The organism is Crossiella sp. NPDC003009, assembly GCF_053591555.1.
The window spans coordinates 79,446-93,153 of record NZ_JBSFUA010000025.1 but is presented as its reverse complement, the minus strand read 5'-3'; the positions used below and the strand labels follow the sequence as shown (position 1 = coordinate 93,153).

Annotated in this window: 10 protein-coding genes; 9 read left to right on the top strand and 1 reads right to left on the bottom strand. The window is 70.6% G+C overall.

Features of this window, described 5'->3' with window-relative positions:
• Window positions 1-87 precede the first annotated feature (87 nt).
• Both ACWDY5_RS24655 and ACWDY5_RS24650 read left to right on the top strand, forming a co-directional pair.
• Entirely contained in the window at window positions 88-2,502 is a 2,415-nt protein-coding gene (locus ACWDY5_RS24655; protein ID WP_449724529.1) for an immune inhibitor A domain-containing protein, read from the top strand.
• 143 nt (window positions 2,503-2,645) lie between these two features.
• Window positions 2,646-3,449, top strand: coding sequence for an SDR family NAD(P)-dependent oxidoreductase (locus ACWDY5_RS24650; protein ID WP_449724528.1), 804 nt, complete (start codon window positions 2,646-2,648; stop codon window positions 3,447-3,449).
• A gap of 70 nt (window positions 3,450-3,519) precedes the next feature.
• Here ACWDY5_RS24650 and ACWDY5_RS24645 read toward each other — a convergent pair whose 3' ends face one another.
• Entirely contained in the window at window positions 3,520-3,786 is a 267-nt protein-coding gene (locus tag ACWDY5_RS24645) for a GlsB/YeaQ/YmgE family stress response membrane protein (protein ID WP_449724527.1), read from the bottom strand.
• A 201-nt stretch (window positions 3,787-3,987) separates the two neighbouring features.
• Here ACWDY5_RS24645 and dxr point away from each other — a divergent pair, with 201 nt between their 5' ends.
• From dxr to ACWDY5_RS24610, 7 genes are all read left to right on the top strand, one after another.
• Window positions 3,988-5,211, top strand: coding sequence for a 1-deoxy-D-xylulose-5-phosphate reductoisomerase (gene dxr / locus ACWDY5_RS24640; RefSeq protein WP_449724526.1), 1,224 nt, complete (start codon window positions 3,988-3,990; stop codon window positions 5,209-5,211).
• 21 nt (window positions 5,212-5,232) lie between these two features.
• Window positions 5,233-6,516 carry a M50 family metallopeptidase gene (locus ACWDY5_RS24635; RefSeq protein ID WP_449724525.1) on the top strand — a complete coding sequence of 428 codons (1,284 nt, stop codon included), beginning with the start codon at window positions 5,233-5,235 and terminating at the stop codon, window positions 6,514-6,516.
• Window positions 6,517-7,491: 975 nt separating this feature from the next.
• Window positions 7,492-8,652 carry a flavodoxin-dependent (E)-4-hydroxy-3-methylbut-2-enyl-diphosphate synthase gene (gene ispG / locus ACWDY5_RS24630; protein WP_449724524.1) on the top strand — a complete coding sequence of 387 codons (1,161 nt, stop codon included), beginning with the start codon at window positions 7,492-7,494 and terminating at the stop codon, window positions 8,650-8,652.
• A 113-nt stretch (window positions 8,653-8,765) separates the two neighbouring features.
• Window positions 8,766-9,602 carry a GNAT family N-acetyltransferase gene (locus ACWDY5_RS24625; protein WP_449724523.1) on the top strand — a complete coding sequence of 279 codons (837 nt, stop codon included), beginning with the start codon at window positions 8,766-8,768 and terminating at the stop codon, window positions 9,600-9,602.
• Window positions 9,603-9,895: 293 nt separating this feature from the next.
• Window positions 9,896-11,083 carry a sensor histidine kinase gene (locus ACWDY5_RS24620; protein ID WP_449724522.1) on the top strand — a complete coding sequence of 396 codons (1,188 nt, stop codon included), beginning with the start codon at window positions 9,896-9,898 and terminating at the stop codon, window positions 11,081-11,083.
• Between the two features lie 19 nt (window positions 11,084-11,102).
• Window positions 11,103-11,783, top strand: coding sequence for a response regulator (locus tag ACWDY5_RS24615; protein WP_449724521.1), 681 nt, complete (start codon window positions 11,103-11,105; stop codon window positions 11,781-11,783).
• A 62-nt stretch (window positions 11,784-11,845) separates the two neighbouring features.
• On the top strand, window positions 11,846-13,654 hold the full coding sequence (locus ACWDY5_RS24610) for a penicillin-binding transpeptidase domain-containing protein (protein ID WP_449724520.1): 1,809 nt from the start codon (window positions 11,846-11,848) through the stop codon (window positions 13,652-13,654).
• The last annotated feature ends 54 nt before the right edge of the window (window positions 13,655-13,708 follow it).

Genomic DNA, 13,708 nt, shown 5'->3' with positions numbered 1-13,708 from the left:
ATCGCTCGTATGGTTCCTTCCGTTCAACATGCTGTCGGAGCGTCACTGCACACCTGATCAGCTCCGACGCCTGTCACGGGAGGGCACGTGCACAGAAGAATGACCGTTGGGCTGGCCGTGGTGGCCATGCTCGGCGCCACCGCGCCCTGGGTCGCCACCGCGGCCCCGGCCGCGGACACGAAGACCAAGGCCGTGACCGAGGTGGAGGCAGACCACGAGCTGCCCAACCCGCTGGAGGAGAAGCGCCGCGCACTGCGCACCGAGGCGATCTCCCAGGTGATCAGCGGCGAGACCAAGACCGAGAAGCGTGGCTCGTCCACCGTCGCCAAGATCGGCGCCGCCCCCGAGCAGCAGGAGGGCGCGGCCCGCGAGCGCGGTGCGAAGGCCGCCGAGGTGCCCCGCGTCGACCAGTACGTCGAGCTGGCCAGGGAGAAGACCGACAAGATCTTCGTCATCCTGACCGAGTTCGGCAACGAGCGGCACCCGCAGTACCCGGACCAGGACACCCACGCGGCGACCCCCGGCCCGACCCGCTTCGACGGCCCGCTGCACAACGAGATCCCGGCCCCCAACCGCGGGGTGGACAACTCGACCATCTGGCAGCCGGACTACTCCAAGGCCCACTTCGAGAAGATGTACTTCGGCACCGGCGAGAACGTCGAGTCGCTGAAGACCTTCTACGAGCGCCAGTCCTCCGGCCGGTACTCCGTCGACGGCCTGGTCACCGACTGGGTCAAGGTCAAGTACAACGAGGCGCGCTACGGCCGCTCCAACGGCTACCCGTGCCCCAGCAGCACCTGCAACAACACCTGGGAGCTGGTCAAGGACGGCGTCAACCAGTGGGTCGCCGACCGCAAGGCCGCCGGTGAGAGCACCGAGCAGATCAAGGCCAAGCTCGCCGAGTACGACACCTGGGACCGCTACGACTACGACGCCGACGGCGATTTCAACGAGTCCGACGGCTACCTGGACCACTTCCAGATCGTGCACTCCGGCGGCGACCAGGCCGACGGCGACCCGACCCAGGGCGAGGACGCGATCTGGTCCCACCGCTGGTACGCCTACAACACCAGCTCCGGCCAGACCGGCCCCGGCTTCAACAAGCGCGGCGGCGCCGAGGTCGGCGACACCGGCATCTGGGTCGGCGACTACACCATCCAGCCGGAGAACGGCGGGCTCGGCGTGTTCGCGCACGAGTACGGCCACGACCTCGGCCTGCCGGACCACTACGACACCGCCGGACCGGGCGGGGCGCAGGAGAACGGCGTCAACTGGTGGTCGCTGATGGGCCAGAGCCGGGTCTCCCCGGTCAACGAGGGCATCGGCACCCGCGCGGCTGACCTGTCCGCCTGGGACAAGCTGCAGCTGGGCTGGCTGGACTACGAGACCGTGGTGGCGGGCCAGGACAAGCAGCTCGAGCTCGGCCCGCACGAGTACAACACCGACAAGGCGCAGGGCGTCGTGGTGGTGCTGCCGGACAAGCAGAAGACCACCCAGCTGGGCGCGCCCTTCGCCGGCGCCAACCAGTGGTGGAGCGGCCAGGGCGACGAGCTGGACAACACCTTCACCAGGGAGATCGACCTCACCGGCAAGACCGCGGCCGCGCTGAGCCTGAAGTCGCGGTACGACATCGAGATCGACTTCGACTACATCTACGCCCAGTACTCCACCGACAACGGGGCGAACTGGACCACGCTGGACGGCACCCTCGACGGCAAGCCCTTCCCGAAGGACGCCGCTGACAAGCCGTCGATCACCGGCACCAGCGACGGCAAGTGGGTCGACACCCAGATCCCGCTGACCCCGCTGGCCGGCAAGAAGGCGCTGTTCCGCTTCCGCTACCTGACCGACGGCGGCGTGGCCCCGATCGGCTTCTTCGCCGACGACCTCAAGATCGTCGCCGACGGCCAGACGATGTTCACCGACGGCGCGGAGAGCGGCAACAACGGGTGGACGCTCAAGGGCTTCCGCACCACCACCGGCACGGAGACCAAGTCCTACGACCACTTCTACGTGGCCACCAACCGGACCTACGCCTCCTATGACAAGTACATGAAGACCGGCCCGTACAACTACGGCTGGCCCGCGCGCCCGCGCTGGTCGGAGCGGTTCCCGTACCAGGACGGGCTGCTGGTCTCCTACTGGGACACCTCGCAGGTGGACAACAACACCAGCGCGCACCCCGGTGAAGGCCTGATCCTGCCGATCGACGCCAACCCCGACCCGATCTACAACCTCGAGGGTCAGGCCTGGCGTCCGCGCATCGCGGGCTACGACGCGCCGTTCTCGCTGCAGAAGTCGGACTCCTTCACGCTGCACGTCAACGGCAAGCCGAGCTACGTGCGCGGTCAGCCGGCCAAGCCGCTGTTCGACGACACCAAGCCCTACTGGTCGGCCAGCCAGCCGACCGCCGGTGTCAAGGTGGCCAACGCCGGCGTCGGCATCCGGGTGCTCCAGCAGGACGGCACCTCGATGAAGATCCGCGTGTACAGCACCAAGTGACCTGAGCTGGTGCCAGCGGCGCCGGGTGGCCTTGTGCCTCCCGGCGCCGCTGTGTTCGCCCCTGAGGACGGTTCCTGACCTTCGGCCCATGCCTCCAGTCGGTGATCGTGATATTGCTCTCGGTCATGACAAGGGTGGCGGTGGTGACCGGCGCGGCGTCCGGCATCGGACGGGCGATCGCGACGGCACTGGTCCTGCGCGGCGACACGGTCGTGGTGACGGACCTCAACGGGGACAAGGCCAAAGAGGTCGCTGACAAGCTGGCCGGACACGGGCCGGGACAGGCGAGCGCGGCACAGCTGGACGTCACCGACGCCGAGGCGGTCGGCACGGTGGTCCGCGCCGCGCACGCCGAGCACGGCAAGCTCGACCTGATGGTCAACAACGCCGGCGTGATCGTGGCCGGTGCGGTGGAGGACCTCGGTCTTGAGCACTGGAACCTGGCGCTGGAGGTCAACCTCCGCGGGGTCATCCACGGCGTGCACGCGGCCTACCCGATCATGATCCAGCAGGGCTGCGGCCACATCGTGAACATCGCCTCGGTGGCAGGCCTGGCCCCGTTCCCGCTGATCGCGCCGTACGCGGCCACCAAGCACGCGGTGGTCGGGCTGAGCAAGACGCTGCGCGCCGAGGCCGCCACCCGAGGGGTGAAGGTCACCGTGGTCTGCCCCGGCATGACCAACACCGGCTTCGTCCCCAACCCCGGCCTGCCGCCGGTGCCCAGCGCGCAGCGGATCACCGCGATGGAGGGCAAGGGACCGGCCTTCCAGCCGGAACAGCTGGCCAGGGCGGTGCTGCACGGCATCGACCGGAACAAGGCGCTGGTGGTCGCACCGGCCAGCGCCCGGCTGGTCAGCGGCCTCTACCGGCACTTCCCCCGGCTGGCCGACCGGGCCGGGCAGTGGCTGGCCAAGGCCGCCGCGGACCGGGGCGTCATCAAGTCCTGACTTCCCCTGAACGCGCGAAAGCCCGGGGCCACGACGGTGTCCCGGGCTTTCGCGTGTGGTGGTGCTGCGGTCAGGCCGCCGTTCGTCTCCCGATAACGAGCCGGTAGATCGCGAGCACGATCACCGAGCCCAGGATCGCCAGCAGCCAGGTTCGAAGGTCGAAGAACGAACCGGTGTCCGTGTTGAAGATCAGCCGCCCGACAAAGCCGCCGATGACTCCACCGACGATGCCGATCAGCATCGTCACCAGGATTCCGCCGGGGTCGTTGCCGGGCATGATGGCTTTGGCCAGCGCACCAGCGATGAGACCGACCACGATCCACCCGAGGATACCCACGAGACTCTCCTTCCAGCCGATCGCGCCGAAGCCCGGCGCGACTCGCGTTGCGCACTGACAGAGTTACCCGGCGCTTCGGTCTTCACACCCTGTTGTCGATCACACTTCCGAGCACCGATAGCCGAGGATGGCTGCATGCTCCTGCCGCGCGCGGCGGGGCGCACTTCCGGAACAGGGAGAATGACCGTGATGGAGTACCGAATGCCCACTTCCGAGTCACAGCGTTCCGTCATTCTGCTCGGCTCGACCGGGTCGATCGGCACCCAGACGCTGGACGTCCTGCGCGCCCATCCGGACCGTTTCCGGGTCGCCGGGCTCGGCGCGGGCGGCAGCGACGCCGCCACGGTGGCCGCCCAGGCGCTGGAGTTCGAGGTGCCGGTGGTGGCGCTGGCCCGCGCGACCGCGGTGGAGGACCTGCAGCTGGCGCTCTACGCCGAGGCGCAGAAGCGCGGCTTCGAGCGGGGCGAGCTGCGGCTGCCCCGGATCCTGGCCGGTCCGCAGTCCATGGTCGAGCTGATCAAGGGCAACCCGGCCGACGTGGTGCTCAACGCGATGCCCGGCTCGCAGGGCCTGGCCCCGACGCTGGCCGCGCTGGAAAGCGGCGCGGTGCTCGCGCTGGCCAACAAGGAGTCGCTGGTCGCGGGCGGCCCGCTGGTCACCAAGGCGGCCAAGCCCGGCCAGATCGTGCCGGTGGACTCCGAGCACTCCGCGCTGGCCCAGTGCTTGCGCGGCGGGCGCGCCGAGGAGGTCGCCAAGCTGGTGCTCACCGCCTCCGGCGGGCCCTTCCGCGGTCGCACCAGGGAGCAGATGGCCCAGGTCACGCTGGAACAGGCGATGGCGCACCCGAACTGGTCGATGGGCCCGGTGATCACCATCAACTCGGCCACCATGGTCAACAAGGGCCTGGAGCTGATCGAGGCCCAGCTGCTCTACGGCGTGCCCTACGAGCAGATCGACGTGGTGGTGCACCCGCAGTCCATCGTGCACTCCATGGTCACCTTCATCGACGGCTCCACCCTGGCCCAGGCCAGCCCGCCGGACATGCGGCTGCCCATCGCGCTCTCCCTCGGCTGGCCGGACCGGCTCCTGGACGCGGCGGCCGCCTGCGACTTCAGCCAGGCCCAGTCCTGGACCTTCGAGCCGGTGGACGACGCCGCCTTCCCCGCGGTCGCGCTGGCCAGGGCGGTGGGCACGGCCGGTGGCTGCATGCCCGCGCTGTACAACGCGGCCAACGAGGAGGCGGTCGCCGCCTTCCGCGACGGCGCCCTCGGTTTTCTGGACATCGTGGACACGGTCGCCCGGGTTGTGGATGAAGGCAACCAGTGGTCCGCCGAACCGTCTACCGTGGAGGAAGTGCTGGCAGCCGAGGAGTGGGCCCGGACCCGGGCCAAGGAGCTCCTCGGCCTGCCGCGCGCAGCCGAGTAAGCAGAACGAGGAGCCACCTAGATGATGTTCGTGCTGGGCGTCCTGATCCTGGTGTTCGGGATCCTGTTCTCCATCGCCTGGCACGAGCTGGGCCACCTCAGCACGGCCAAGCTGTTCGGCGTCAAGGTCACCCAGTACATGGTGGGCTTCGGCCGCACGCTCTGGTCGAAGCGGATCGGCGAGACCGAGTACGGCATCAAGGCGCTGCCCTTCGGCGGCTACATCCGCATGATCGGGATGTTGCCGCCGGTGGGCGGCGGCAACCTGGGCCGCAACCGCAGCACCGGCATGTTCTCCTCGATGGTCGACGACGCGCGCAGCGCCTCGGCCGAGGAGGTCCGGCCGGAGGACGCGGACCGCCAGTTCTACCAGCGGCGACCGTGGAAGCGGATCATCGTCATGTTCGCCGGGCCGTTCATGAACCTGATCCTGGCGGTGGTGCTGTTCTCCATCTCGCTGATGGGCTTCGGCCGGGAGATGCCGACCACCACGGTGGCCAGCGTGAGCAAGTGCGCGCTGCCCGCCAGCCAGCAGGCCGCCAAGGAGTGCCCGGTGGACGCCCCGGCCGCGCCCGCCGCCGCGGCCGGGTTCAAGGCAGGCGACAAGCTGGTCAGCTTCAACGGCAAGCCCGCGGAGAGCTGGGACGCGGTGCGCGCGGAGATCAGGGCCGCGGCGGGCAAGGAGGTCCCCGTGGTGGTGGACCGCGGCGGCCAGCAGGTCACGCTGACCCCGAAGCTGATCGCCACCGAGATGCCGGACCTGGACGACCCGAAGAAGGTCAGCACCGTCGGCTTCCTGGGCCTGTCACCCACCTCCGAGGTGCAGACCCTGGGCGTCACCGGCGTGGCGCACGAGATCGGCGGCCTGCTCGGCAAGGCGGCCACCGCCATCGTGCAGCTGCCGGAGCGGGTGCCCGCACTGGTCAGCGCCGTCTTCGGCGGCGAGCGCGAGCGCAACTCCCCGGTCGGCATCGTGGGCGTGGCCCGCATCGGCGGCGAGATCGCGGCCCTGGACATCCCCGGCTCGGTGCGCATCGCCGCGATGATCAACATCCTGGCCGCGCTGAACCTGTCCCTGTTCCTGTTCAACATGCTGCCGATGCTGCCCCTGGACGGCGGCCACATCGCCGGCGCCCTGTACGAGTCCATCCGCCGCCGCTTCGCCAAGCTCCGCCGCCGCCCCGACCCAGGCCCCTTCGACGTAGCCAAGCTCATGCCCCTGGCCTACGCCATCTCCCTGGTGATCATCGCCTACGGCGCCCTGGTCCTGGTAGCCGACGTCATCAACCCCGTCCGCCTGGGCTGACCAGCAAAACCCCACCCAAGCCCACCCACGCCCCGGCCACGGCAACCCCCGCCGCGGCCGGGCGAGGGCCGCCCCAAACCCGCTCCACGCGGGCACCAGGCCACCACCCCACCACCCCACCAACCGCACCCACCCGACACCGCGCCCCGCCGCCACCCGGCTGCCACCCGGCTTCCCGCCCGCCAGGCGGCGGCTGCCGCCGCTTCCCGCCCGCCCGACCGGCTGCCATGGCCCGCCCGCCTGTCCGACATGGCTGCCGCCGCCCGGCCTGTCCGACCGCCCGGCCTGTCCGACCGCCCGGCCTGTCCGACCGGGCGGCTGCCGCCTCCGACCGGCTGCCGCCTCCGACCGACCGCCCTGCTGCTGCTTGCCGCCTCCGTCCGCACCCTCGGCCACTCGCCGCACCTCGCCCCCGCCCGCCCCGCCCGCAAGACCCAGCCAAGTCCGCGCCCGCGCCGAGCTCACCGCGGCCCACCGCGCCCGTCACACCGCCGCCACTTGCCGCCGCCCTCGCCCCCCGGCCAACCCGCCGCCCGCCGTCGAACTCGTCGACGCCGCTGCCGCTGCCGCTGCCGCTGCCCGCTGCCGCTGCCCGTCGCCGCCCGCAGCTCCGCCGCTCCAGGCCCCGCGCCCCAGGCCCGCGCCCCAACCCCAGCGTCTCAAGCCCCGCCCCGCCGCTCCCGATGCATCTCACACGTGACCATCGCCCCTGCCCCCGCCCCGGCCGCCACCGGCCAAGTACCCTCGGAACCGAGTCAACCGGCAGTGATGACCATGTCGGATACGGCCTTTTGAGAAAGACGGAATCGATCCAACTCACAGTTTGGGCGGCAGACTTGTGACTCTGCGTAGATGCACGCGCGGTGCATCTCGTTACACTTCCGTCCGTGGGGTGGTCTACCTGACCCCAAGGGAGAACTTCCCTGTCGCGTAAAGTAGTCAATACCGGCCGACCCTATGGGGAGTTGAACAAAGATGACCGTTGACGGTGTCATGCTCGGCATTCCGGCGATGCCTCCGCCTGTGCTGACCGAGCGCCGCAAGACCCGTCAGCTTCAGGTGGGCAAGGTGGGCGTGGGCAGTGACCACCCCGTGTCCATCCAGTCCATGACCACCACGCTGACCTCCGATGTCAACTCGACCCTGCAGCAGATCGCCGAGCTGACCGCGGCGGGCTGTGACATCGTCCGGGTCGCCTGCCCCAGCCAGGACGACGCTGAGGCGCTGCCCGCGATCGCGAAGAAGTCCGGCATTCCGGTGATCGCGGATATCCATTTCCAGCCCAAGTACGTTTTCGCCGCGATTGACGCCGGGTGCGCCGCGGTCCGGGTGAATCCGGGCAACATCAAGAAGTTCGACGACAAGGTCGGCGAGATCGCCAAGGCGGCAAAGGACGCCGGGATCCCGATCCGGATCGGGGTCAACGCCGGTTCGCTGGACCCGCGTCTGCTGGCCAAGTACGGCAAGGCCACCCCTGAGGCGCTGGTGGAGTCCGCCCTCTGGGAGGCCTCGCTGTTCGCCGAGCACGACTACCACGACATCAAGATCTCGGTGAAGCACAACGACCCCGTGGTCATGGTGCGCGCCTACGAGCTGCTGGCCGAGCAGTGCGACTACCCGCTGCACCTGGGTGTCACCGAGGCCGGTCCGACCTTCCAGGGCACCATCAAGTCCGCGGTGGCCTTCGGCGCGCTGCTCTCCCGTGGCATCGGTGACACGATCCGGGTCTCGCTGTCGGCGCCGCCGGTGGAGGAGATCAAGGTCGGCACCCAGATCCTGCAGTCGCTGAACCTGCGCCCGCGCAAGCTGGAGATCGTCTCCTGTCCCTCCTGCGGCCGCGCCCAGGTGGATGTCTACACCCTGGCCGAGCAGGTCACCGCCGGTCTGGAGGGCATGGAGGTGCCGCTGCGGGTGGCGGTCATGGGCTGTGTCGTCAACGGTCCCGGCGAGGCCCGCGAGGCCGACCTGGGTGTCGCTTCCGGTAACGGCAAGGGGCAGATCTTCGTCAAGGGCAAGGTCATCAAGACCGTGCCGGAGTCGCAGATCGTGGAGACCCTGATCGAGGAGGCCATGCGTATCGCCGAGGAGATGGAGCCCGTCGAGGGCGCCTCTCCCGTGGTGACCGCCGCCGGCTGACCCAGCCCCCAACGCAGTCCCGTCATCCCCCGGTGAACTCTTCGTGAACCGGGGGATGACGACCATTGGGTGACCCAGTGCCCTCGGCCGGGTGTGTTTGGCAGACTTGCGGGGTGCTGAAGCTTGCCGGGGCTCGGCTGCTCGAGGAACGGGATCTGCGGGCGGTTCGAGCCGCCCTTGACGCCGATCCCGTGGCAGCCTGCATGGTCGCCTCCCGTGTCGAGATCGCCGGATGCGATCCCTGGCGGCTGGGCGGGGAGATGTGGGGGTTCGGCAGCAGGCTGGACGGCCTCTGCTTCTCCGGCGCGAACCTGGTCCCGCTCGCCGGCGGGTTACCCGCGGTCAAGGCCTTCGCCGACCGCGCGCTGCGCCGCCGCCGCGGCTGCTCCTCCCTGGTCGGCCCGGCCGAGCAGGTGATGCCGCTGTGGGAGGAGCTCACCCCGGAGTGGGGCCCGGCGCGTGAGGTGCGCGAGGACCAGCCGCTGATGGCGATGGCCGGTGAACCGGTGGTCGCGCCCGACCCGCTGGTCCGCCCGGTCCGGCCGGACGAGCTGGACCAGTACCTGCCGGCCGCGGTGGCCATGTTCATCGAAGAGGTCGGCATCGACCCCAGGGCCGACGACGGCGGCGCGAGCTACCGAGCCAGGGTCGCCGAACTGGTCGCGGGTGGCCGGGCCTTCGCCCGGTTCGAGCAGGGTGAAGTGGTGTTCAAGGCCGAGATCGGCGCGCTGTCCGCGCGGGTCGGCCAGATCCAGGGCGTCTGGGTGCACCCGGACCGGCGGGGCCAGGGACTGGGCACCGCGGGCACCGCGGCGGTGGCCGACCGGCTGGTCCGCGGCCTCGGCCGGATCGCCAGCCTGTACGTCAACGCCTACAACACCCCGGCCCGCGCGGCCTACCAGCGGATCGGGTTCCGGCAGGTAGGGCAGTTCAGCACGGTCCTGTTCTGACACAACTGTGTTGAAACGAGAAGACAATCGTCCCGGCCGGGCTCCGAGTCGGGGCCCATCCGTACTCGACCCGGCCGGGACGACTACCTGAGCTGGTGGTCCCACCAACCCCCAGGCGGCAGGAACACCGGCATTCAAGCTATGCCCTGTGCGGAGTGTGGTCGTCGCACTCCCAACCGACTTTTGGCACCAACTCGGGTGGTAGCCCGGAGACGGTCTGCAACTTTTGCGGTATGCCCGATGCCATGCGCAGGTACGGGACGGGGTGTGCCGAAGGGCACTAACGTTGGTCCGTGCGCCTGATCAGATCGGCGATGCGCTGGGCACTGGCGCTGCAACCGCAGGTCGCCGACACGATCGTGGCCGCGGTGGTCACCTGCGTTGCCCTGCTGTTGGTCCACCGCGATCCGCCGTTCGGCATCGGTCAGCCGACCGAGCTGGTAGTCGCGCTGGTCATCCTGTCGGTGATGCCCAACGCCTTCCGCAGGCTGGCGCCGATCCTGGTGTTCCTGGTGGCCAGCGCGGCCTACGCGGCCTACCTGCTGTGCGGCTACCCCGACGTGATCACCCCCTTCGGCGCCTGGATCGCGCTGTACACGGTGGCCGCGCACTGCCAGACCAGGGTGTCGGTGCCGGTGATCCTGGCCGTGGTCCCCGCGCTGCTGACGCTGATGATGCTCACCGGGGGGTCCTGGGTGAGCCTGGTGCAGTGGGTCATGCACGGCTCGGTGGCCTGGCTGCTCGGCGCGAGCCGGCACAGCCTCACCCAGCGCAACCACCAGCTCGCCGAGCTGGCCCTGGAGCTGCACGCCGACCGGGAACGCCTGGCCCAGCGCGCGGTCACCGAGGAGCGGGTGCGCATCGCCCGCGAGCTGCACGACGTGGTCGCGCACCACATGTCGGTGATCTCGGTGCAGGCCGGGCTGGCCCGCTACGTCTTCGACACCGACCGGGCCACCGCGAGCAACGCGCTGGCCACCATCGCCGACACCAGCCGCGAGGCACTGGACGAGATGCGCAGGGTGCTGGCCCTGCTCCGGCTGCCCGCCGAGGACGACGAGCCGGAGCCGGAGTTCGACCCGCAGCCCGGCCTGGACCGGATCGAGGAGCTGCTGAACCGGGTGCGCGCGGCCGGGGTGCCGGCCGAGCTGGTGGTCACCGGCCCGCGCCGCCCGCTGCCGCCCGGCCCCGACCTGTGCGCCTACCGGGTGGTGCAGGAGTCGCTGACCAACGTGCTCAAGCACGCCCTGCCCGCCTCGGCCACGGTGTACCTGCACTACGGGCCGCGCGAGCTGACCGTGCGGGTGGTGGACGACGGCCAGCAGCCCAACGCGACCGGAACCGGCCCGGTCTCCGGCCACGGCCTTGCCGGAATGCGGGAACGCGCCAGGCTCTACGACGGTAGCCTCACCGCTGGCGCGCACGCGCACGGCGGGTTCGCGGTGGAGCTGCGACTGCCGCTCGCACCGCCGCTGGACTAGCCGGGGAGGGGGCGAGCCGATGACCAGCGTCCTCGTCGTGGACGACCAGGTGCTGGTGCGGGCCGGCTTCGTCGCCTTGATCACCGCCGCGCCGGGGCTGGAGGTCGTCGGCGAGGCCGCCAACGGCCAGGAGGCGATCGACCTGGCCGCCCGGACCCGGCCGGACGTGGTGCTGATGGACCTGCGCATGCCCGAGGTCAGCGGGGTCGCCGCCACCGAGCAGATCCTGGCCGGTCCGCCGGAGCCGCGGCCGAAGGTGCTGGTGCTGACCACCTTCGACCTGGACGAGTACGTCTACGCCGCGCTGCGCGCCGGGGCCTCCGGCTTCCTGCTCAAGGACACCCCGCCGGAGCGGCTGCTGGCCGCCATCCACACCATCGCCGGCGGCGACCTGCTGTTCTCGCCCAACATCACCCGCAAGCTGGTCGAGTCCTACGCCAACCGCGGCACCCAGACCTGGGCGCCGATCCCGGAGCTGTCCGCGCTGACCAGTCGCGAGGTGGAGGTGCTGCGCCTGGTCGGCCGCGGCCTGACCAACGCCGGCATCGCCGACGAGCTGGCGGTCAGCGAGGCCACCGTCAAGACCCACCTCAACCGCGCGATGGCCAAGCTCAACCTCTCCAGCCGGGCCCAGGCGGTGGTGGTCGCCTACGAAACCGGCCTGGTCATCCCTGGTCAGTCCCGCGCGGCCGGTCGCTGACAACTGGAACCCAGTCCGCCCTTCATCCCGTGTTGACACGGGTGCGCGGCATACTGACGGCCGTGCCCGCTCACCGAGTCGTCAGCGCCACCGCCCTGCTAGTCCTCCTGCTCCCGGTCGCGGGTTGCGGTCTGTTCGGCAGCGAGCCCAAACCCGAGGACGCGGCGCGGACCTTCCTCTCCGCCTTCGCCAACGGGGACACCGCCACCGCGGCCAACAGCACCGACGAGGCGAAACCGGCCAAGGACCTGCTGGACAAGACCCGCGCCGCGCTGAAGCCGACCGCGGTCAGCGCCACCCTGGACCAGACCGAGGTCTCCTCGGCCGACTCCACCACCGCGAGCAGCGGTTACACCGTCAAGTGGGACCTCGGCGGCGGCCGGAGCTGGAGCTACCAGGGCAAGCTGGAGCTGCGCCGGGCCGAGAAGACCTGGCGGGTGCACTTCTCGCCCAGCGTGATCCACCCGAAGCTGCAACCGCAGCAGACCATCGCGCTGCGCGAGCAGCAGCCGCAGCCCGCGCCCATCCTGGACCGGGACGGCAGCCCGCTGCTCAACCCGGAGAAGGTGGTCGCGGTGCTGCTGGACCGCAAGGCCGCCGGTGACCTGCCCAAGGTGGCGGGCGCGCTGGCCGGCGCGGTGTCCCGCTTCGACAAGTCGATCACCCAGCAGAGCGTCACCGACGGCGCGAGCAAGGTGCCGGAGGGCCAGGCCTACCCGGTGGTCACCCTGCGCGACGCGGACTACCAGCAGGTCAAGGGCGAGATCTACGACCTGCCGGGAGTGCGCTTCAGCAGCCAGACCCGGTTGCTGCCGCCCGCGGGCAAGGAGTTCGCCGCCCAGGTGCTGCCCACCGTGCGCAAGGCGGTCGAGGACCAGATCGCGGGCACCGCGGGCTGGCGGGTGGTCACCCTCAACGCCGGCGGCACCGAGGTGGAGACCCTGCACGAGCAGCAGGCCCAGCCGGCCAAGGCGGTCACCCTGACCATGAGCCGGGGCGTGCAGGCCGCCGCCGAGGACGCGCTGGAGCCGGTCAAGAACGCGGCCATGCTGGTCGCCTTCCAGCCCTCCACCGGCGACCTGCTCGCGGTGGCGCAGAACGCCGAGGCGGACAAGGGCGGCCCGCTCGCGCTGACCGGCAACTACCCGCCGGGCTCCACGTTCAAGGTGGTCACCGCGGCCGCCGTGCTGCAAGCGGGCACGGCCACCCCGGACACCGTGCTGCCCTGCCCCGGCACCTGGACCATCCAAGGCCGCAAGATCCCCAACAACGACGAGTTCGACCTGGGCAACGTGCCGCTGCACCAGGCCTTCGCCGCCTCCTGCAACACCACCTTCGCCGAACTGGCCACCAAGCTGCCCGCCGACTCGCTGACCAACGCGGCCAAGCAGTTCGGCGTCGGCGTGGACTTCGAGCTGGCCGGGGTGCGCACCCTGACCGGCAAGGTCCCGCCCGCCGAGCCGGTGGTGGAGCGCGCCGAGGACGGCTTCGGCCAGGGCAAGGTGGTGACCACCCCGTTCGGCATGGCCCTGGTCGCGGCCACCGCGGCCCGCGGCTCGATGCCCACCCCGAACCTGCTGCGCGGCGCCGAGACCAAGGTGGTCGGCGCGGTGGCGCCCCCGCCGCCTGGCATCGCCGAGCAGCTGCGGCCGATGATGCGCGAGGTGGTCACCAGCGGCACCGCCAAGAAGCTGAACCGGCTCGGCGAGGTGCACGGCAAGACCGGCACCGCGCAGTTCGGCGACGGCACCCACTCGCACGGCTGGTTCATCGGCTTCCGCGGCGACGTGGCCTTCGCAGTGCTGATCGTGGACTCCGGCACCTCCGGACCAGCGGTGGACGCAGCCGGACGGTTCCTGGGCGCGCTCTAGGTAACCCTTCTCCGGCCGGTCCGATCCACTGCTCCGGCCGGGCGTCGTAGGGTG